The organism is Streptomyces sp. NPDC002788 (genome assembly GCF_053592115.1).
The window spans coordinates 195193-214500 of record NZ_JBSFVB010000012.1 but is presented as its reverse complement, the minus strand read 5'-3'; the positions used below and the strand labels follow the sequence as shown (position 1 = coordinate 214500).

Below are 19308 nucleotides of genomic sequence, written 5' to 3'. Positions count from 1 at the left end.
GCCATGCTCCCCGGCGTGGCGGACTCCCTGTCCTTCCTCTACCTGGACATGGTCCGCGTGGTACAGGACGACACCGGAGTGTGCGCAGATCCCGACCGACGACGACCGCACCGACCTCGTCTACATCCCCACCGCAGCCCTGTCCTGCCTGCTCCTGGGCCCAGGCGTCTCCATCACCACCCCGGCCTTGACCACCCTCGCCCGCCACGGCACCAGCGTCGTCTGCGTCGGAGCGGGCGGCGTCCGTGCCTACGCCGGCATCCTCCCGGACTCCCTCACCACCCACTGGCTCCAACAACAGGCCACCACATGGGCCAACCCTGTGCAGCGCCTCGAGGTCGCCGTCCAGATGTACCGGATGCGCTTCAAAGACGCCGACGTACCCGCATCCGTCACCCTGGAACAGCTCCGTGGGATGGAAGGCGAGCGCATGAAAACCTTCTACAAGATCCTCGCGCAGCAGCACGGGATCGGCCGCTTCCGCCGCAACTACAGGCCCGACCAATGGGACACTCAAGACCCCGTCAATCTCGCCCTGTCTGCCGCTAACACCTGCCTGTACGGCATCGTCCACGCCGCCCTGCTCGCCCTCGGACTCTCTCCCGCCCTCGGCTACGTCCACACCGGCACCCAGCACGCCTTCGTCTACGACATCGCCGACCTGTACAAAGCCGTGGTCACACTCCCTCTCGCCTTCGCCCTTCATAACTCCGACAACCCTGAACAAGAAGTACGCCGCCGCTTCCGTGAAAACCTCCGGCTCCTACGCCTCCTGCCCCGCATCGTCCAGGACGCCCAGTCCCTGCTCACCTCGCCACACATCCAAACGACCGCAGCCGACGACGACACCGATGAGGAACCCTCCGAACGGCGCGACGTGCAGATGGTCCACCTCTGGGACCCCAAAGCCGGAGTCCTACCCGCTGGCGTCAACTACGCCGAAGGGAACCACTGATGCCCTCCATGATCGTCATCGCCACCACCGCGGTCCCCGACCACCTGCGCGGCGCCCTCAGTCGATGGACCAGCGAAGTAGTACCCGGCATCTTTGTCGGCAGCGTCTCCGCCCGCGTCCGCGACAAACTCTGGCACGCCGTCACCGAAGTCGTGGGTAACGGCGCTGCCATCCTCATCCACCCCGCGGCCACGGAACAGGGCTACGCCATCCGTACCGCAGGCACCCGTCGCCGGGTTCCCGTTGACTTCGATGGCCTCACCCTGATCCGTATGATTGCTGCACCAAAAGTAAAAGAAATGCAAACCCCTTCTTAATGTGCAGGTCAGAAAGTGTCCTCCCCGCCGACGCGGGGGTGTTCCGTTGGTCTTGTTCATGGCGAGCGGAGCCTGGGGGTCCTCCCCGCCGACGCGGGGGTGTTCCGCACACGCCGACCGCGTCACAGCGCATCTCGACGTCCTCCCCGCCGACGCGGGGATGTTCCGGGACTCAACAAGGGGCTGCTCCGGCAGATCCTGTCCTCCCCGCCGACGCGGGGGTGTTCCGACGCTGTACCTGGGCGGTGGCGCGGACGTCACGACTCCCCGCCGACGCGGGGGTGTTCCGTGCCAGAACTTCAGATCGGCGGACAGGTCACCGTCCTCCCCGCCGACGCGGGGGTGTTCCGTGGACCACCGATCTCAACGCGGCCAGCCCGACGTCCTCCCCGCCGATGTGGGAGTGTTCCGAGCCCCAGGCCCTTGATCACCTTCAGAGCCGGTCCTCCCCGCCGACGCGGGGCGTTCCGAGGGTTCTGGAGGTGGCCTGAACGGAACGCTGATGGCAGGGGGCTGAACTACTGCTGTCGTGGTGGTTACTGACTTCGGCTCGTCAGGGTAACTCTGGATCGTCCAGGGCCAGGCCGGTGCCGGCTATGAAGCCGTCGAGGGTGTCTGGCCGGTACCGAAAGCGCTTGAGCCGGTTGCGTGCGAGGGCTTCGAGCCGGTCCAGGGCGACTACGGCGAAGTTGGCCAGGCTGCGCTTGACCTACATGGCGTCGCCGTGGTGCTGGCCTACGGACACTCCCAGTAGCCCTCGGATAGAGCAGGCGTTTAGAAGGCACGTGCTCTATCCACTGAGCTACGGGGGCTGACCTGCGTAAACGCAGCTTCCGGGCGCTGTCCCCCAGGTCGCGGGGGACGCATGGGGGAATCGCGGATTCCCGGTGCCGGGGGACGCGAGCGCTCCCTGATCGGGCCGTACGTAGGGTCTCACATTATCTTCACGCCCCCGAAGTCTCTCGCGGAAACAATCCCGCACCTCATCGGCGTTGGTGGTCTTCGAGCCGAGGAGGGGAAGGTGTCGGGCCTGAAGCTGTTCCGCACGGACACGACGAATAGCGGCATGACGGAGGTCATGCCGCGTCTTGCTGAGATCGAGGCCGATGTGCAGAGTCTCGTCGAGGCGCACATGGAGACGCTGCTGGGCGTCCGGTTCCTGGTGAGCGAGTACAGCACTGGGCCCGTCCACGGGGGCCGGATCGATTCGCTCGGGCTGGACGAGAACGGATCGCCGGTCATCGTCGAGTACAAGCGCGGCACGGACGCCGGCGTCATCAACCAGGGTCTGTTCTATCTCTCGTGGCTGATGGACCACCGGGCGGAGTTCGAGCACCTGGTCCGCGACCGGCTCGGGGTGACGGCCGCGTCCCAGGTCCTGTGGAGCGGACCGCGCCTGATCTGCATCGCCGGCGACTTCACCCGCTACGACGTGCATGCCGTGCGCGAGCACCGGAGGTCGATCGACCTGGTCCGCTACCGACTCTTCGGCAGGGACCTGCTCGGGCTTGAGACCGTGGCCTCCGTGAGCGGCGGCATGCAGGTGGCCCGCCGGTCACGGCGCGGGGCGGTTGCCCGGGCGGCGGCTGATGTCCAGGGCGCGTCGATGCGCGAGTTGGCGGGTGCGGTCGACGAGGTCCTGCTTGGGCTCGGGGACGGCGTGAACCGGGTGGAGCGCAAGACCTACCGGGCGTATCAGCGGCTGCGGAACTTCGCCTGCCTGTGCCCGCCGCAGCGCAGCAAGCTGCTGGTGTACCTGAAGGTCGACCCGAGGGACGTCGACCTTGTTCCGGGCTTCACCCGGGACGTGTCCGGTCTCGGTCACCACGGGACGGGTGATCTGGAGGTGCAGCTGCGTACGCCGAGGGACGTGGAACGGGCGCAGGAACTGTTCCGGGCAAGCTACGCGGCGGCGTGATCGCCTGCCGCTGCCGGCCTTGTGGCGGGCTGCGCTACGTGTCGTGTCTGCGGTCGTGGGAGGAGCCTCTCGACGTGCGGGCAGGGCGTGGCGGTGGACTATCTATGGTGCGCGGGATCGCCGGTTTGGCCAACCGGCGATCCCGCGCTATGTTGCCCCGCTCGTGCGGGCCGATGATCAGCGTGAACGACTGGCGGGCCGGCCGGCCGTGACCGCCGGAGCCGCCGACACGCTGGTGGCTAGGCGGGTCCTGTGTTCACGGCCCGGCTGCGTCTGGCGCGTGCCGGTCTCGTGGGCGAGAGTTTCGGAGAGGTCGGCCAGCAGCGGACTCGGGGTGTGGGGGGACGCGGTGATGGCCCAGGTGGGGCGGTCCGGGTCGGGCCCGGCCCAGATGGTCCAGGTGGCCAGGTTCTGACTCGCGTGTTGTGCGGCGAAGGCGTCGAACTGGACGCCCGCGTCCCCGCCGGGGGAGGTCCAGCGGATCCATCGCCCGTCCACGGTGTGCTTCCATCCGGCGTCGGAGAGCGGCGGGTGGCCGCGGTGACCATCTTCTCGTCCACCGGGGCGCCAATGGCCGTGTCCCAGCCGTCGCCGTCGGCCAGGTGGATCAGCAGACTCTGCAGCACCGGGGCGGGAGTGGCGCCGGTCGCGGTGAGGACCCACATGCGGTCGGAGACCGGTGTCTCGTAGGCGGCCACGGTCCAGGCCGTCTCATGGGCGGGGGTTTCGTGGACGCGCTCGATACGCAGGGTCTGCGACTCGTGGATGGCGTGCGTCGTGTCATCCGACCAGGTCCGCCACTTCTCGAACTCGCCGTGCGCGTCGAGGAAGGTGTCGAGGAGCGCGTCGTGGTCGCCGGCATCGGCCAGGTAGACGGGGACGGTCTCCGGCTCCGGACGGGGTTCGGGCTTGGCCGTGGTGACGTCGAAGACGGAGCGTGCTTCGATGGCGGCGCGTTCGGTATCGGTCAGGGGCGCCGGCCCAGGGCGCATCCCGTCCGCGTGAGCCTTCTCGAAGGCGAGCAGGGCGCTTGCGGGTGAGTCGAAGGTGTCGGCGACCTGGCGCAGGTGGTCCTCGCCGTGCAGGTAGACGGACTTGCCGCCCGGGTGGAGGTATGTGCCGACCGCGACGGTGGTGTGGCCGTCGTGGTCGTGGGCGTGGATGAGGAGTTGGCCGTTGCGGATGTCGTCGTGGATCTTCTGCGCCTGGTTGGAGACCTCGCGGATTTCGCTGCGGGTGCACCAGGGCATCGGGTAGTTCGCCCAGGTCCATTCCTCGTCGATGGCCTCCTGGAGCCGAGGGGTGATCTCGACGGTGATGCCTTCGGCGATCAGGTGCTTGGCGGCGTCGGCGGCCCAGTAGGGCTCCTCGTGATCGATGCGGGCCAGGATTAGGACGTTGGTGGCGGCGACGCTCCAGTCGGCAGCCTCCAGAGCCGTGAGAGCGACGTGGGCCTGGCTGCCGGTGAGGTGGGCCTGCACGGCGCTCGGGTGGGTGGGGTGGGTGTCGAGGCGGACATGGGCGTCGATGGCGGGAGTCACAGGGGGTCTCGTCTCCTGCACCGGTGGCCGGGCCTTGGGCGCCGGCCACCGGTGTACGTGCGGGGTTATCGGGTTGCTCGTGTGGACCGGGCGGCGTGTGCGGCCGTGGTGGTCGGCGGCCCGGCGCGGGTGGCGGGCGCCGGTCGCCGCTGCTGTGGCGGGGTGGTTCCGGTGGCGTGCTGCCAGCGGGTGCGGACGGCGGCGATGTCGGCGAGGGCTCTGCGGGCGCCGACGACGAGCTGGAAGGGGGTGTTCGCCGGGTCGTCGGCGTATGCCTCGATGCGTCGGCCGGTGTGCTCGGCCGTGGCCAGGAGGGAGCGCTGCAGGGCGCGTTCGCCCCAGTGCTCGACGGATCCGGCCGGTTCGGCCAGCATGCGCAGGACCTCGCCTGGGTCACTGCCGTTGTCCAGCAGGCCGCGCTGCTGGGCTTCCCACAGGACGGTGACGGGGTCGACGGGCTCGTTGCGGTGGGCGAGGGCGGTCAGGCACTGCCACAGGCCGGCGTGCAGCGGCAGGGTGAGGTCGTCGGGGACCAGCCACCGGACCGCTTCGATGTCGTCAGGGCGGGCGGTGGCGGTGGCGAGCAGGAGTTGCTCCTCCTCGACCGCCTCGGTGTGGTCGGGGGCGAGAGCGGGGGGCGGTGCCGGGGTGCGGGGGAGGACGCCGGAGCGCGGGGGGAAGCGGTTCGCGATGTCGTCCACGACCGCGGCGAGCGCGTCGGCCTCGGCGAGCACCGTCTGGACGGGGTGCGGGAGGGAGGCGTCGTGGGCGGTGTGGACGAGGCGTTCGGCGGCCGTCAGCAGGCGGCGGCGGGCGTGCTCGGCCTCGACCATCCGGGCGTAGGCGGGGGCGTGGCTGGGCCAGGGACAGACCTGGGCGAGGGCGTGCAGGTAGGGGGCGGTCAGCCCGCGCGCCTGCTCCCGGCTGGTGGCGAGCACGCGGTCGAGCCACTTGGTGTTCTTCGCGTGCTCGGCGGGGTCGGGCCGCGGCAGGGTGGTGATCGCGGTGTACAGGGCGGCGTGCGCGGCGGTGGAGAACGAGTCGGCGGCGATGCCGCTCACGTCGTCCAGGCGGTGCGGTTCGAGGAGGAGGGCCCCCAGGAGGGCCTGCTCGACGTGGAACACCGGCTGGGGCGGTGGGACGGCGTCGAGGTCATCTTCGTCGGGGGCGGGAGCGGGGGTGTGGGGCATCAGGCGGCGAGGGTGAAGTCGTCGGGGTTGAGGGGGACGCCGAGGTGTGGAGCGAGGAGGTGGCCGGCGAGCAGCGGGGGCACGGCGTTGCCGATCTGGGAGAACTGCTGGCCCTTGTTGCCGGCCCAGGGGTAGTCGGCGGGGAAGGTCTGCAGGATGCCCGCCTCGTGGGCGGTGATTCGGATCGGCTCGGGAACCGCTGGCGCGTCGACATCCATGGCCGACGGTGAGGCGGGCTCGGCGATCCAAGTGCACTCGTTCGCGCGGTGCCCGAAGAACAGCGTGCCAGCCGGCTCGGACAGTGGACGGACAGTGGCGTTTGCCTGGTTGTTGCTGCGCAGGGACCAGGACCAGCGGTGCGCCTCGGCGGTGAACGTCGGCGCCGGAGCGTCGGCGGCTCGGTTCTCGCGTGTGCCGTGCCGGGCCGCCCATCCGGCGCCTTCGCGGCGGGACTGCAGGACCACTCGGTCCGGCCGGGGCATCCAGGTGCCGCGCTCGCGGGCGTCGGACAGTGTCTTGCGGGAGCCCGACGGGAACGGTTCGGGTCCGCCGCCGGGTCCACCGCCCGCGCAGACGGTGGGGACGGGCCGGTCGGTCGCGCCCCATCCCAGAGCCTCGGCCATGCTGACCCAGCGGGCGCGGCCGGGACCGAACAGCGACTCCGGTTCGGCCAGTTGGGAGTGCGTGGGGGTAGGAGGCTGCGCCGTACGGACGCGGGAGGCCAGGAGTATCGCCCGCTTCCTGGTCTGCGGGACGCCGAAGTCGGCCGCGTTGAGGATCCCGTACCAGACGGAGAACCCCCACTCGCGCAGGACGGCCGCGTACTGCTTCCACAAGGGCAGGACGTGAGGCACTTCCTCCATGGCGACCCAGTCGGGCTCGCCGACCGTGTTCAGGGCGTACAGATAGCGCATCGGCTCGGCTGCGAGCAGGGAGCGCTCGTCACGGCATGCGGCGAGGAGGCGTTCGCGGGAGTCGCGTCCGGCGGCCAGGTCCGCGACCGCCGCGTGCACCAGCGGCTGGTCGAGCAGGCCGAGGCGTTTGCCGGCCATGCTCCACGCCTGGCACGGAGGGGAAGCGATCATTCCGCGTGTGCGGCCGATGAAGGGCCAGGTCGGATACCTTGCCACGTCGGTGCGAATGGTCGGCTGCCCAGCCGCGGCCCGGGTCTTGCACGCCCACTCGTCCCATTCCAGCCCGATGTCGCGCACGCCGAAGACGTGCAGCGCCCTGCTCCAGCCGCCCGGCCCCGCGAAGAGGTCGAGTATCACGTGGCCAGCCCGAAGTCGGACTGTGTCGGCGCGTGCTTCGCGACGGCGCGGGCGGTGATCGCTTGCGATGCGCGGGCGGACGCCGCGGACAGTTCCTCCGCGCCGGGCTCCCGGTACCACGGCCGGAGGTCGAGCATGGCGGCGCGCATGCCGGTGGCGAAGCAGAGCGCGGTGCCCTTGGGCAGGGCGCGGATCGCGTCGGCGGGCAGGATCCGTTCCTGCCGCATCGACACTGACGTGCTCTTGCCGGACTCTGAGTGCGAGGTGGACGTGGTCTTCACGTCGTGGTCGCCGATCAGGCGGCTGAGCTTGTCCGCGAAGTCCGGGTCGTCAATACCGCTGCCGATCACCTTGACAGTCGAGGCGGACCACATGGCGTCCATGCCCGCGTCTCCCCAGACCTTCTGGCCTTGGCGGTAGGACTGGAGGATCGTGATCGGGATGATCCCGCGGCTGCCGAGGTGGGAGTACAGGTCCGGCAAGTCGCTGATCTTGCACACGTTGGCGGCCTCGTCGAGGATCGCCAGCATGGGCGGATCCAGGCGCCCGCCGGCACGTTCGGCCTGCGCGGTCGCCGCCCGCATCACGGAGTCCGCGCACGCGGCGATCAGCGCCGAGGCTCCGCCGCCACCGTCCTTGCTGAGTAGGAACAGCGTGTCGGTGGACGTGACGAACTGCTCCGGCCGGAATTCCGGGACGTCCTTCTGCGGCGTCACCCACGCGGCGATTTCCGCGTTCAGGAGCGCGGAGGCGTACTGCCGGGCTGTCTCGTAGATACCGTCCCTCGTTTCCGGGGGGCCTTCGACGGTGCCCTTGAGCTGAGCGGCGACGGCGGCGAAGTCGTGGTCGCGCAGGATGTCCAGCGGAGTGCGGTCGGCGGGGAAGGCGAGCCACTGCATGATGTCGGTGATGGGCCGCTCGTCGAGCGCCGCGGCCAAGAGCAGCTGGGACAAGATGTTGCTGCCGGCCTTCGACCAGAAGTCGCCCTGCTGGGAGGCGTCCACCGAGGCCGCGAGGAAGTGTCCGGCCAGACGGTTCGCCCCGTCCAAGGTGGTCGCGCTGGCGAGAGGGTTCCACCACATCTCGCGGGTGGCATGTGCGATCTGCTGTGGATCCATGGTCCACACCGCCCCCACCCGGGCCCTTGCCTCGTAGGCGGTGGTGAAGGCGTCGCCGGCGGCCTTGTTCGACGTCAGCAGGACCGGGCCGGGTGCGCCGAGCATGGACGGGATGGCGAGCGAGGTGGTCTTGCCGGACCGGGGCGCCATGATCGCGACGGCGACGTCCTCGAACCCCATCCGTACCTCGTGTCGGCTGCCCTGCAGGTTGCCGAGAAGGATGCCGGTGTCCTTCGCGTCGATGTGCTTGCTGTCCTTCAAGCTGGGGCGCAGGGAGCGGGCTTTGTCGGTGATCGCTTTGGCCATCAGCGGCTCAATGTCCCGGGCCTTGGCCATGTCGTTGATCTTCTTCCGGCCGCCGCTTCTGTTCTTGTGCCGGGCCCACAGGACGCCAGCCCCTGCCCCGAGAGCGAGGAGCAGGAGAACGGGGACGATGCGGGCACCGATCAGCAGGGACGTTTCTCCTGCGTCGGGCCAGACCTGCTCGGGGTGGAGCAGGGCGTTGGTCGGCTGGTAGGGGGCCCAGCTGGTGCCGGTGAGGTAGGCGGTGATGTTGCCGGACAGCCAGGCCAGGTGGGACAGGGGGACGACGACGGCGAGCACGCCGAAGAGGAGGCACAGGACGAGGTCGTATCCGTCGGTGTTGCTGCTGGAGGAGGAAGGGGGCAAGGGCTACGTGCTTCCGGGCGGGGAGGGAGGGTTAGCGGCTGCGGCCGTGCCTGGGCGGCGCTGGCCGTGAGGGGATGGAGGCCGTCGGCGTGGTGGTGTGCCGGGCAGCGAGGGAGTGAACGCGGTCTTCCAGCGCGCCGGCGAGGTACACGGCGAGCACGTCGGTCGTCCGGCGGATGCGACGTTCGGGTCGAGGGTCGGCAGACTGCGCCCGCTGTCGGTGCGATGCACGGGCTTCGGATCGCCGAGCGCGGCGGTGAACGCGGCGACAAGGTGTGGCGGAGTGTGCGCACCGAACTGGGCCTGCCGGAGCGCTCCGTACGGGTCGCGTCAGCAGCTGGGGCCGGGTCGGTGAGGGCGTCGGTGAAGGCGGCGATCAGTTCGACGGCCGTGCGGGCACGAAGCTGGCGTGCCAGGCGGGCCGGTCCGGCTCGGCGACGTGGTGCAGGGTCACCACTGGTCGTCGGGGTCGGGCTCCAGGCGCAGGAGGGCCTTCTGGTCGGGGCTGGAGAGCAGGACGCGTGGCATCAGGGGGTCGTTGCCGTGGCTCCATCCGCAGGCACGGTGGAGGGGAACGGTGATCCAGGCGGGGTTACCGCCGTCGGCGAGGCGGCGCGGCGTGATGAAGTCGACCTCGACGGTCTCGGGAGTCGGGGCCCTAGTCACTTCCGTGCCGCGGTTCGTCGCACGGGTGCGAGGGCAGGCATGGGAACAAGGGATGAGGGGGCCTTGACGGGCTGTGGTGTTGATTTCCCGGAGCGCTTTGCCGTGGGTGGCCCAGTCGTCGAGGTAACTCCAGGATTCGGCGTGATGTTCGGCGAGGGCATCGTCGAATTCGGCGGTGCCGGGCTTGGCGGTGGCGGGCAGGGCGTCGTGGGTGAGCAGCCATTGCTCGTGCAGTTCGTCGAGACGGTCGAGGGCCGTGTGCAGGACGCCCAGCTGGTATACCCAGCGGCTCTGCACCGTGTTCTCCGGCAGCTGGGCCAGCTGTGTCTCGGCGGTAGCCAGCAGGTGCCGGGCGCCGTAGCGGAGCGGCTCGAACGCCTCGGCGGTGTCGGCATCGCGCTGGCTCTTGCGCATGCCGTAGGCGTGGTCGTCGTAGGGCCAGCCGTCGAGGCCGGTGTGCTCGTCGGAGTAGGCGTCCCAGGCGTCGAGGATCTTCTGGCTGTCCCGCACGTAGTGGTCGAGGTGGCGCAGGAAGTCGCGGTGTGCGTGGTGGTCTCGGGAGATGAGGAGGGATCCTGTCAGGTCAGCGGCGAGCGGCCGGCTGCGCGGTACTGGCGTGCGCCGGGATCGTCGCGGGTTTCGTCTGCTGGCGGCGGGCTGAGCGTGCCTGGGCGCGCAGATGCTTGATGCGCGTGGCGTGGGCGTCGACCACCTGCTGCGGGCGCAGCGGGCTGGGCTCCTGTACGGCGCTGTAGTGGCCGGTGCGTTCGAACATGCCGCGCTGGAGCGGGCTGCGGTCGGTCAGCGCGGTGAGGAACGCGCTGACCAGGTGAGCGGGGGTGTGCTCGTCGAGGTAGGCGTGCCAGATGCGCGGGCCGGAAAACTCCCCGTGGCCGGGCTCGCGGGTCTCGATGTGCCAGGACGACCGGTCGTGGAATTCGCTCAACGGCCGCAGTTCGATGTGACACATGGAGTCCGGCGAGCGCGCGCCGTCTGGCTCGTGGTGCCATCCTGCCGAGGTCACCTGCTGCCACGGGTCCGGCTGCTGTGGCGGCGGGGCGGTGAGGGCGTCGGTGAAGGCCGCGAGGACCTCGGCGGGCACGAGTTCGCCGAACTCGGCGTACCAGCCCGGCTCGGTGCCGACAGGCTCCGCCCGTAGCCGCCACCACGCCGAGGTGCGGGACTGCGGGTCGAACTGGAGCCGGTGGCGAAGGTCAGGGCTTGCCAGGATGATCTCGGCGCTCAGGGGGTCGGAGACGGCGTTCCATCCGGCGGCGGCCAGGCCGTGGGCGACGTGGCGGGCGTCTCCGGGGCCGGCGAGGTGGCGGGGGCTGGTGTCGTACGGGACCTGCACGGCGTGCTTGTCGGCGAAGGCGGCGAGCTGCCGTTCGCTCAGCGGCACCAGCAGCACACCTGCTCGCTCGTCGGCGAACTGCCGTACAGGTCACGGAGATCGTCCAGCACGTAGTGGAGGGTGTGCTGGTCGGCCAGTTCCCACGCGGCCGTGCGCAGCTCGGTGATCAGCAGGTCGCCCTGCGCCGTGCGCGGCGTGTCAGGGCTCTCCTGAACGGCGCGGGCGAGGGCGCGCAGCGTGTCGGCGAACTGGACGGGTAGGCCCGTGTACTCGTCGAGGAGGGGCTCGACGAGGGCGAGGGCTTCTGCGGAGTCGGGGTTCTCGCGCAGGTAGTCGGTGAGGTCCGCGAGCGTTTCGGTCAGGGTGCGGATGGTGTCCGGGGTGAGTGCGGGCATCGGGCTCCTCGGGGCGGGGCTATTGCGGTCAGCGGCGGGTGCGTGCGCCGCCGGCCGGGGTGTAGGGACGGGCGCTGGTGCGCGGCCTGGTGCTACGGGCGCTGTTGCGGGCCCAGGTGGCGGCGTGGGCGGCCGTGATGCGGGCCTGCTGCCACGCGCTGAGCTGGGAGGGCTTCACGGACACCGACCAGGTACGGATCTGCGCGCTGTGCGGCACGCGTCCGCGCGGGCGCATCACGGGGTCCGGGCTGGCGAGTTCGGTGGAGAAGGCTTGCACCAGGTGCATCGGGGTGTTCGGCGTGAAGTTGGCCGTCCAGCCGTTGCCCTGCTTGTCCTGCGCTCCGGTCCACCACATCACCGCCCCGTCGGGGCTTTGCCGGTACTGCATCCACGCGGTGCCGTCGGGGCTCGTCGCCATGTAGTCCTGGTCCTCGAAGCGCGTGTGCCAGTTCTGTTCCTGCAGAGGGGCCCAGACGCTGGGGGCGTGGGCGGAGCGGGGGCGGGTGAGGGCGTCGGTCAGGCCGGCGACGATCTCCGCCGGCGTCTGCCGGCCCAGGTGGGCAGACCACTCACCGTTCGCTCCGTCTGCGTGGCCGTGGATGGTCCATCCGCCGGGGAGGACGTAGGGGTCGTAGGCGACGTGGACGGTGCGGTCCGGGCTCTCCATACGCAGGGGGCCGCCCGTCTTGGACTTGTCCCTCCAGCCGGAGGCGCGCAGGAACTCCGAGACGTGCCGGACGTCGCCGCCGCCGGCCAGGGCGCGCGGCTGGACGAGGTAGTGCTGCTCGGCCTGCTCGTCAGGTCCCCAGCCCTGCCACTGCTTCTTCTTCACCGGCGGCGCCGGACGACGAGCGGTGCGGGTGCCGGGGGCTTCGCCGCCGTAGTGGCGGGCTGGGCGCCGACGCGCTGAAGAGCGTCTTTGTGTTCGTCCAGGTCGAGGGTGATGTCGCCGAGTTCGTTCGAGGCACGGCCCAGGGCGAGCCACACCTCCGCGAGGAGCGCGCCTCGCTCTGCCTGGTCCTTGGCGAACACGCTGCCGGTGGCGACGAGGTGGGTGACGCCGCCGAGGACTCCGGTGTCCGGGTCGAGCACGCGGGCGATGACCTGAGCGGCCTGGGGCGGGGGCAGGTGAGATAGGTGGTCGGCGAGCTGTCCGAGCTGGCGGGTGATCTCGTCGGCCAGTCTCACCGGGTAGGGGGTGGGGTGGGACATGCTCCTCCGGGCGGTGGACGGTCAGTGGTGGTGGCGATGCCCGACGCGCTGCGTCTCGGCGAGGGCGGCCTCCGGGCGGCCGCCGGCCAGCGGGGAGGCGTGGTCGGGGCCGGTCGGAATACAGGCGCGCAGATAGCAGCGGAAGAAGGCCGTGGCGAGTCGGGGCTTGAGCCGGTTGCTGATCGGTGGGGGTGTGCGGATTGCTACGGGTATCTCCGGGTCTCGGGTGGTGAGGCGGGCGGTCCCGGCGCGGTGCCGGGACCGCCCAGGCGCCTTACGGGGTGCGGCGGGCCGGAGCTGCAGGCGAGGGGGAGCCGATCGGTGCCTGTTGCCGCACGGCAGGGCGGCCCGCTCGGGTGCGCAGGTCCTGCACGGCCTGCCGGTAGGCGGATTCGTCGAAGACTTCGGGCGTGCAGTTGACCTCGTACCCGGCCAGGAGCAGGACGGGGATGGCGCGGGTTGCCAGCCGCTTCTGCTCGCCGGCGTCGAGGTGTTCGGGCACGGTGTGCCAGATGTAGATGGGCGTGTCGGCGGGGTACTCGTGGCGTTCCAGGCCGAGGTGTTCCAGCAGGTCGTGGAGCTGGGCGGGGGCGCCCGTCGGGGTGTCGGCGTGGATGGTGGTCGTCAGGGCCTTGATGTAGATCTCGACGTCCGTGCCGTATTCGTCGGCCAGGTTGGCCATGTGGTTCTCTCCGGGGTCAGCGGCGGCGGGATTTCGCGGGCTGGGCGTGGCCCGGCGGTGGTGAGGTAGTGGCCGGCCGCTGCGCAGGGTGTGCGACGTGGTTGCGGGCGTGGAGGATGGCGCGCGCGGCCTCACTCATGGAGGTGGCGGTGCTTCCGAGCCGTGCGATGGGATCGGGTTCCCCGGCGGGCGCGGGACCTTGGAAGTCGCTGGCGGTGATCCAGGCGCGGACGACGACCTCTCTGGCGAGGGGCAGCAGCCCGTGGACGGGGGCAGCGACCTCGGTCAGGACCTCGGCTACCTCGCTGCTGGTTGTGGCGGCTGCGGCTCGCTCAGCGAGCCCCGCCAGGTAGCGCAGGGCGGCCCCACGTTCACCGTCCGGTGCGACCAGCATGTTCAGCGTGGGGTCGAGGCGGACGCTGTGACCGGCGGCGAGCAGGGCGTGCGAGGCTGCGGTCGCCTTCCGGCGCTGCTGCTCGACGGGTAGGCCGTGTGGAAGCCGGTGATAGTCCCCGCGCGGTCCGGGAGCGGAGAGGAAGCCGCCGGTTCGCTGGAGGATGTCCGCAGCCTTGTCGGTGCCGCCGATGGCCACGACCAGGTCGGTGCGGGAATCCTTGGTGATGGTGACGTACTCCAGTACGCAGAAGTCGGGCTCCGACTGCTTCATCGAGCCCTGGTGGCTGGCGTATGGGTGCTGGTAGGGACCGGCGGCACGGAAGCGGGGGCGGCGGTGGGCGCGGTCCGGCCTGCGGGATGCTGCAGAGCGGTGCCGATGCCGAGCGCGTCGAGGCGCGGGCCGATCTCGCGCAGGGCGCGGGCCTGGGCCTGAGTGTCGTCACCACTCAGGCGGTAGATGCCACTATGCGGGTCCTGGACGAAGCCGTGGGCCATGAGGACAGCGGTGGCGCGGTCGTCGGCGGGGGCGGTGGCGATGCTGCCGTCCGGCTGCCAGGTTAGGACGACCCGGTCCGGCTGGGAGGGCTGGATGCCGCCGCCCAGGGCGTTGTGGCGGACGTGGGCGAGGGCGGCGTCGTATCGGGCGAGCAGGTCGCCGGTGACCTGCTCGGCGCTCAGGAACGGGTCATCGGCCAGGGCGATGCCGTTGGGCTCGGGAACGCCGCGGAACGCCTCATCGGGCAGGGCGTGCGGGGCGACGGCGGCGATGAGGAAGCCGTCGCGCTCGTCGTGCCGGTCCAGAAGGACGAGCTGCGCACCGTCCTGTCGGCTCAGGACGGCGGCCTGCTGCAGGGGGTGCTCGGCGAGAGAGGCGGCGACCAGGTCCAGGTCCCAGATGCGGTCGGCGAGTTCGGCGAGGTCGTCCTTGGCGTCGGCTGGCAGGTGGGAGCTGGTCCAACTGTTGGGGAGTTCGCCGGCGAGAACGTCGGCGTACGAGGCGAGGCGCTCGGAGGTGTCGTGGTCGTGCATGGTGTCCTTGGGCGAGGTGGGAGTCAGCGGCGCAGTCCGGCGGCCATCGGGGGCGGCGGGGCCGGGAGGGTGCGCGGCGGTGGCGGGCAGGCGCACACGGCAGAGCGCTCTTGCTCGGTTGGCGGGACTTCCCCGGTGCAGGTGCTGCGGCCGGGGTGCGGGGCATGCCGGTCGGCGAGCTGGTTGCGGGTCTCGGAGAGGTCGGTACGGATGACGCGAAGGTGCTCGTCGGCGAGGTAGCGCAGCCGCCGCGCGATGTAGGGGTCGGCCGCCTGGCCGAGCCCGTCGTGGAAGTCGGCGGTGGCGGTGAGGACTTCCTCCAGCGCGGCGAGGACGCCGTCGTGGGCGGCGGTCAGCTCAGTCAGCGCATCGGCCGCCTCGTCCGTAGTGGCGGCCTCGCGAAGGCGCTCGGCGACGTGGACGACGGAGGAGCCCAGCGGCAGGTAGCTGGACGGACGCGAGTCGGTGTCGAAGTCCGCGTCGCAGTCGACGTGGTATCCGGCCGCCCGCAGGCGGGCCACGGCGTCGGTGGCCAGACGGGACTCGTCGTCCTCCGCTAGGCCGGTCGGGGTGCGGTGGTACGTCTCATGGACGCGGACGACGGCGACGAAGCCCGCGCGCTGGAGACACCTCAGGCACGTAGCTCGTCAAGCCAGGGTGGTCGTTGTTCGTGTGTGCGTCGGTAGTGTTATGGACATGCCCGATGTGTGGATCGGCTTCAACTCTCGTGATCGGCAGAGGTACTGGTGGCGGACCGGCATCCTGATGCTGGCGCTCGCTGGTGTGATGGTGGCGATGAGCTTGACCACGCATGAACCGGGAAAATGGTGGTGGGTCGGTGGCGTAGGCGTCTTCTCCGTGGTCGCGGTCTTCAGCACGATCAACTCGATCTACGGCCGGGTCCTCCTGACCGCGACGGGGTTGGAGTTCCGCACCCTCGTCAGCAGGCGAGTGGTTCCCTGGAGCGAGGTCGCCCGCATTGAGAAGCGGCAGCGGGTGTCACGGAGCGGAATCTGGTGGGACCTTCGGGTCGTACGGGTCCATGGCCGCTCGCTCACGATTCCGGGGACCTTCACCAACCGGATGATGGATACGGAGCTCGAGCGGAAGCAGGCCGTCATCCAAGAGCGCTGGTCTCTCGCAATCGGTGGCTGAGGGATCTCATGCCGCGAGAGCCTCGGTTGCGGTGGGGAAGGCGACGGCCTCGTCGAAGACCTGTCCGTGCTGGAGACAGTGGTAGAGCTGTCCGAGCATGCGGTTGAAGAGGTTCCTCTGCGCGGCAGCGTGCCAGTCTCCGTGGTTGTCGCGGCGCCTGCGGTAGTGGGCTTTGGCGCCTGGTGAGGCGGTGATGGCGGAGAAGGCCCATAAGTAACCGGCGTGGTTGAGGCGGTCGTTCTTCACCCACCGGCGGGTGATGCTCGACTTCTTGCCTGAAGCCCTGGTGATGGGTGAGGCACCGGCGTACGCCTTCAGGCCGCGGGCGTCGGCGAACCGGGTGCGGTCGTCTCCGATCTCGGCGAGCACCCGGGCACCGATCTGGACGCCGAGGCCGGGAAAGCTGAGGATGATTTCAGCGTCCGGATGCTGAGGGAAAGCCTCTTCGACCGCCTTGGCCAGGTCGTCGGCGGCGGTGCAGGCTGCCTGGAGCTGGACCAGGAGCGCGAGCATCTGCTTGCCGAGCGCGTCCTCGACCAGCGACGGCTGGTGTGCCCAGTCGGCACGGAAAACCGCCCGGAGCCGGTCGGCCTCGGCTGTAATGCCGCGTTGGCGGCCGGCTCGCCTCAGAGCCGCCTGCAGCTGCGTGCGCGTCAGCTGCGCGGCTCGCGTCGGTGTCGGAGCCGCCCTGAGGAGTTCGTGGGCCTCCGGCCGGCACAGACCGTTGCGCCAGGACTCGAAGGCGGCCAGCGCGGAGGGGTAGTACTCCCGCAGCAGCGAGCGCAGCTGGTTGGAGATCTGCTGCCGGTTCCAGGTGGCGTCCTGCTGGGCTCGGGCGAGCACGGCGACCACGCGGGCCAGGTCGCTGTCCTGCGGCAACGGCCGGTGGGCGTGCATGTCGGTGCGCAGAATGTTGGCCAGGACCAGGGCGTCGCCAGGGTCGGACTTCTTGCGGGAGACGCTGTGGCGGTCCCGGTAGCGGGCGGCGGCCATCGGGTTGATCGCGAACACCTGCCGTTTGCCGGTCCGCAGCACCGCGACCAGCAGTCCGCGGGAGGTCTCGATCGCGACGGGGATCGGGTTCTCCTCGGTGTCGCCGTACTCGGCGAGCAGATCCAGCAGGATCTTGTAGCCGGCCGCGTCGTCGATGATGTGCCGCTTGGCCAGTAACTGGCCACTGTCGTCGACCAGGGCGACGTCGTGCGTCCGCTCGGCCCAGTCGATGCCGCAGTAGATCAACTCTTTCCCCTCCGTCGTACTGTTCTTGCTGGTCGCGAGCTCGTGCGGAACCACGCGGCGACCTAATCCCAGGACTCAGCCTCATGGCCGGTCCGCCACCTCAGTAGCCGTTCGTGGCGCCAGCTCGTCCCACGGGCCCCGGTCTATGCCGGAGCTCGAACGGCTCGGGCTTCACAAGAGGTCACCGTGGAGCGGGCTCGCACCACCAACACCAACGAGTGATCTTTCGAGGGGTGTTGACGCCCGGCGACGCTGGACGCCGCCGATCTTTCGGTAGGCATCGCGTGCCCGGAGGGACGTCAAGCGTCCGTCCAGCGCCGACGGGCGCCAACACCTGCATTACCGCTGGTGGTGACGGCCGTGAAGGCCCCGGACGCCGCACTGTCTGACGGAAGGCGTCGAGCGCCCGGCGGGAAGCAGGCATCCGTCCGGTACCCACAGGACCGCCACCACCGTGCCCTCGCGCGGTCCAGCGACGGCTGCCACGGAGGCGCCGGACGCCACCAGTCTCCAGCGAGGCATCGCGGCCAGGATGCTGTTGGGTGTCCGTCCGGCACCCGTGAGCGCCGCCACCCGTAAGGGCAGCGTGGTGGTGGCCGGGGAGGCGCCAGGGCGCGCTCGGTCTCACAGCAGTCCTCAGCGGGAACGGGGTGTGAGTAGGCATCATCCCGGCGCCCGCACGACCACCACCACTCGAACAGTCGGCTGGGCTCATGTCCCCTCCGGACCGCTCTTAACTCCGGATTAGGATGCTGTGCGCCTCGGAGTCGCCGCCGCGGGCGAGGAGTTCGTCGGAGTGCGGGTCGCGGCGGATGTCCAGGAAGCGGTCGGTGCGGGGCAAGGAGACGTTTCTCCTACGGCGATCGGTGGGCGTTGTGCCGGACGGCATCCGGGGCCGGGACGGCGCGGGGCTGGACCAGGCGGTCTGCGGTGGTGTCCAGGTCCTGCTGGATGGCGTAGAGGCGGCGGGCAATCAGCTCCAGGCGGTGTGCCGTATCGGCGCTGGCTGCTCCCGGCTGGCGGGCGATCCGGTGCGAGGTGTGCTCGACGAGTCCGCGTACCGCGGCCAGCGGGCCGGCCTGTTCGTCGGCGAGCTGCGTGAGGATGGTCGCGAGCTGGGCCGACGCCGTGAGCGCCGCGCGGACAGCAGGCCGCGAAGGGGGGTCGGATCGGACAGGGACCAGGTGGAGGTCCTGTTCGATGCGACGCGCCTCCTGTGCCAGGCGCCGCAGATTGTCCGCGGGAAGAGCGTGCCACGCGCCGTCGAGGTGGATCAGGTTGGCGATCAGGTCGAGGCGGCCGGGCTGGGCCTGAACGGCGATCCACCGGCAGCCATGTTCCTTGCCGGGGATCTCGATGCCGGCGGCTCGTGCGAGCCGTTGAGCGACCTCGGCCCACTCCGGTCCTGTCAGTTCCCGGTCATCCGGGTGAAGGCGGATGTCGAGGTGGAGGATCGCCCGCCGGTCGTCGTCGGGGCTGGCGGCGAACGGATGCTCCAGGTAGGGGCCTTCGAGGTGCTCGGCCCACTGGACGGACGTCCAGATCCTCTGCTCGTCGTCCAGGGTGAAGTAATCCCGGCCGGGCCAGTGGGCGATGATCGTGTGCTCCGTCAGGCCCTCGTTCGGTGAGACCGGCCGCCCCAGCGCCTCTTCGAGCGGGTCGTGGGGCCGGTGGGTCCGCTCGTGCAGGCGGGGGATCACCGGCCGCCCCGGATGTCGGCGATGTGCACGAGCTGGCCCAGGGCGGTGGTGGTATACCAGCCGCAGTCGATCAGCTCGTCGCGGTCAGCGAACCGTGCGAGGAGGGAGTCCTCCATGGCCCGTAGATAGATCAGGCAGTCAGGGCAGCGGCGTGAGAGGTGCACGAGGTAGCGAGGGTGGGCGGTGACGTAGGACTGGGCGCCGCCGGTCGCATCCCGCAGCCGCCACCCGTCCTCGTCGGTCGGGGTGTGCCAGGAAGGGGCCACGACGCGCATCGCGTCGCCCCACAGTTCTCCGCCGGCCACCCCCTTCAGGACGACGATGGTGTCACCGGCCTGGAAATGGGCGTAGGTGATGTCCCGGTCGGGGGTGAGCGGGTCGGGCGTCGGTGCGAACGCCGAGACGGACGGGGGCTGGGACATGAGTTCCTTCCACGCGATGGCTGGCGGGGTGGGAGCATCAATAGTCCGGAGGAACGCCGGTTTGGCTAACCGGCGTTTC

18 protein-coding genes, 4 pseudogenes and 1 CRISPR repeat array are annotated in these 19308 nt (G+C 70.4%); of the genes and pseudogenes, 4 read left to right on the top strand and 18 right to left on the bottom strand.

All coding sequences use genetic code 11. The annotated features are described in order from the left end of the window. Positions 1 to 3 precede the first annotated feature (3 nt). Positions 4 to 955: pseudogene (gene cas1e, locus ACWD1U_RS23330) on the top strand (type I-E CRISPR-associated endonuclease Cas1e). After that, on the top strand, positions 955 to 1272 hold the full coding sequence (gene cas2e, locus ACWD1U_RS23325) for a type I-E CRISPR-associated endoribonuclease Cas2e (protein ID WP_451110141.1): 318 nt from the start codon (positions 955 to 957) through the stop codon (positions 1270 to 1272). The pseudogene cas1e and the gene cas2e overlap by 1 nt, the downstream one beginning before the upstream one ends. 17 nt (positions 1273 to 1289) lie before the next feature. Beyond that, a CRISPR array of direct repeats spans positions 1290 to 1683; the repeat unit is 29 nt; unit sequence GTCCTCCCCGCCGACGCGGGGGTGTTCCG. 142 nt (positions 1684 to 1825) lie between these two features. On the opposite strand, the pseudogene ACWD1U_RS23320 reads toward cas2e, so the two are convergent. After that, positions 1826 to 1981, bottom strand: a pseudogene (locus tag ACWD1U_RS23320) (IS630 family transposase); the annotation flags it as partial. A 312-nt stretch (positions 1982 to 2293) separates the two neighbouring features. On the opposite strand from ACWD1U_RS23320, the gene ACWD1U_RS23315 reads away from it, so the two are divergent. Then, positions 2294 to 3190, top strand: a complete 897-nt coding sequence (locus ACWD1U_RS23315; protein ID WP_451110139.1) for a DUF5655 domain-containing protein — start codon at positions 2294 to 2296, stop codon at positions 3188 to 3190. A gap of 177 nt (positions 3191 to 3367) precedes the next feature. On the opposite strand, the pseudogene ACWD1U_RS23310 reads toward ACWD1U_RS23315, so the two are convergent. From ACWD1U_RS23310 to ACWD1U_RS23245, 14 genes and pseudogenes are all read right to left on the bottom strand, one after another. Further along, positions 3368 to 4731: pseudogene (locus ACWD1U_RS23310) on the bottom strand (DUF317 domain-containing protein). A 65-nt stretch (positions 4732 to 4796) separates the two neighbouring features. Then, complete coding sequence (locus ACWD1U_RS23305; RefSeq protein WP_451110137.1) at positions 4797 to 5921, bottom strand: DnaB-like helicase N-terminal domain-containing protein; 1125 nt, start codon at positions 5919 to 5921, stop codon at positions 4797 to 4799. Then, positions 5921 to 7192 carry a DNA cytosine methyltransferase gene (locus tag ACWD1U_RS23300; protein WP_451110136.1) on the bottom strand — a complete coding sequence of 424 codons (1272 nt, stop codon included), beginning with the start codon at positions 7190 to 7192 and terminating at the stop codon, positions 5921 to 5923. The genes ACWD1U_RS23305 and ACWD1U_RS23300 overlap by 1 nt, the downstream gene beginning before the upstream one ends. Beyond that, positions 7189 to 8979: a type IV secretory system conjugative DNA transfer family protein gene (locus ACWD1U_RS23295; protein WP_451110134.1), complete on the bottom strand. Its 1791-nt coding sequence runs from the start codon at positions 8977 to 8979 to the stop codon at positions 7189 to 7191. Before ACWD1U_RS23295 ends, ACWD1U_RS23300 begins: the two co-directional genes overlap by 4 nt. A gap of 3 nt (positions 8980 to 8982) precedes the next feature. Further along, a pseudogene (locus ACWD1U_RS23290) lies at positions 8983 to 9249 on the bottom strand (hypothetical protein); the annotation flags it as partial. 180 nt (positions 9250 to 9429) lie between these two features. Further along, a complete protein-coding gene (locus tag ACWD1U_RS23285) occupies positions 9430 to 10155 on the bottom strand; it encodes a hypothetical protein (protein WP_451110133.1) in 726 nt (241 codons plus the stop codon). Positions 10156 to 10228: 73 nt separating this feature from the next. Next, on the bottom strand, positions 10229 to 11047 hold the full coding sequence (locus tag ACWD1U_RS23280; RefSeq protein ID WP_451110132.1) for a DUF317 domain-containing protein: 819 nt from the start codon (positions 11045 to 11047) through the stop codon (positions 10229 to 10231). Then, positions 11038 to 11394, bottom strand: coding sequence for a hypothetical protein (locus tag ACWD1U_RS23275; RefSeq protein WP_451110130.1), 357 nt, complete (start codon positions 11392 to 11394; stop codon positions 11038 to 11040). The genes ACWD1U_RS23280 and ACWD1U_RS23275 overlap by 10 nt, the downstream gene beginning before the upstream one ends. Positions 11395 to 11422: 28 nt before the next feature. Next, positions 11423 to 12226 carry a DUF317 domain-containing protein gene (locus tag ACWD1U_RS23270; RefSeq protein WP_451110128.1) on the bottom strand — a complete coding sequence of 268 codons (804 nt, stop codon included), beginning with the start codon at positions 12224 to 12226 and terminating at the stop codon, positions 11423 to 11425. Then, on the bottom strand, positions 12223 to 12606 hold the full coding sequence (locus tag ACWD1U_RS23265; protein ID WP_451110126.1) for a hypothetical protein: 384 nt from the start codon (positions 12604 to 12606) through the stop codon (positions 12223 to 12225). Before ACWD1U_RS23265 ends, ACWD1U_RS23270 begins: the two co-directional genes overlap by 4 nt. Before the next feature lie 274 nt (positions 12607 to 12880). Then, entirely contained in the window at positions 12881 to 13288 is a 408-nt protein-coding gene (locus ACWD1U_RS23260) for a hypothetical protein (RefSeq protein ID WP_383502334.1), read from the bottom strand. Positions 13289 to 13304: 16 nt separating this feature from the next. Continuing rightward, positions 13305 to 13955, bottom strand: a complete 651-nt coding sequence (locus ACWD1U_RS23255; protein ID WP_451110124.1) for a hypothetical protein — start codon at positions 13953 to 13955, stop codon at positions 13305 to 13307. Further along, positions 13952 to 14713, bottom strand: coding sequence for a hypothetical protein (locus ACWD1U_RS23250; protein ID WP_451110122.1), 762 nt, complete (start codon positions 14711 to 14713; stop codon positions 13952 to 13954). Before ACWD1U_RS23250 ends, ACWD1U_RS23255 begins: the two co-directional genes overlap by 4 nt. Before the next feature lie 23 nt (positions 14714 to 14736). Beyond that, positions 14737 to 15234 carry a hypothetical protein gene (locus ACWD1U_RS23245; protein WP_451110120.1) on the bottom strand — a complete coding sequence of 166 codons (498 nt, stop codon included), beginning with the start codon at positions 15232 to 15234 and terminating at the stop codon, positions 14737 to 14739. A gap of 175 nt (positions 15235 to 15409) precedes the next feature. Between ACWD1U_RS23245 and ACWD1U_RS23240 the strand changes: the two genes are divergently transcribed. Beyond that, entirely contained in the window at positions 15410 to 15868 is a 459-nt protein-coding gene (locus tag ACWD1U_RS23240) for a hypothetical protein (RefSeq protein ID WP_451110118.1), read from the top strand. A 6-nt stretch (positions 15869 to 15874) separates the two neighbouring features. Here ACWD1U_RS23240 and ACWD1U_RS23235 read toward each other — a convergent pair whose 3' ends face one another. From ACWD1U_RS23235 to ACWD1U_RS23225, 3 genes are all read right to left on the bottom strand, one after another. Beyond that, complete coding sequence (locus tag ACWD1U_RS23235) at positions 15875 to 17107, bottom strand: IS110 family transposase (protein ID WP_451110225.1); 1233 nt, start codon at positions 17105 to 17107, stop codon at positions 15875 to 15877. Between the two features lie 854 nt (positions 17108 to 17961). After that, on the bottom strand, positions 17962 to 18807 hold the full coding sequence (locus ACWD1U_RS23230) for a relaxase/mobilization nuclease (protein ID WP_451110116.1): 846 nt from the start codon (positions 18805 to 18807) through the stop codon (positions 17962 to 17964). After that, a complete protein-coding gene (locus ACWD1U_RS23225) occupies positions 18804 to 19229 on the bottom strand; it encodes a hypothetical protein (RefSeq protein WP_451110115.1) in 426 nt (141 codons plus the stop codon). The genes ACWD1U_RS23230 and ACWD1U_RS23225 overlap by 4 nt, the downstream gene beginning before the upstream one ends. Positions 19230 to 19308: the final 79 nt, after the last annotated feature.

Excerpts from the sequence above, each read along its gene's own strand:
- ACWD1U_RS23255 (WP_451110124.1), bottom strand. The coding sequence starts at position 13,955 with ATGAAGCAGTCGGAGCCCGACTTCTGCGTACTGGAGTACGTCACCATC.
- ACWD1U_RS23250 (WP_451110122.1), bottom strand. The coding sequence starts at position 14,713 with ATGCACGACCACGACACCTCCGAGCGCCTCGCCTCGTACGCCGACGTT.
- ACWD1U_RS23265 (WP_451110126.1), bottom strand. The coding sequence starts at position 12,606 with ATGTCCCACCCCACCCCCTACCCGGTGAGACTGGCCGACGAGATCACC.
- ACWD1U_RS23275 (WP_451110130.1), bottom strand. The coding sequence starts at position 11,394 with ATGCCCGCACTCACCCCGGACACCATCCGCACCCTGACCGAAACGCTC.
- ACWD1U_RS23305 (WP_451110137.1), bottom strand. The coding sequence starts at position 5,921 with ATGCCCCACACCCCCGCTCCCGCCCCCGACGAAGATGACCTCGACGCC.
- cas2e (WP_451110141.1), top strand. The coding sequence starts at position 955 with ATGCCCTCCATGATCGTCATCGCCACCACCGCGGTCCCCGACCACCTG.
- ACWD1U_RS23240 (WP_451110118.1), top strand. The coding sequence starts at position 15,410 with ATGCCCGATGTGTGGATCGGCTTCAACTCTCGTGATCGGCAGAGGTAC.
- ACWD1U_RS23225 (WP_451110115.1), bottom strand. The coding sequence starts at position 19,229 with ATGTCCCAGCCCCCGTCCGTCTCGGCGTTCGCACCGACGCCCGACCCG.
- ACWD1U_RS23260 (WP_383502334.1), bottom strand. The coding sequence starts at position 13,288 with ATGGCCAACCTGGCCGACGAATACGGCACGGACGTCGAGATCTACATC.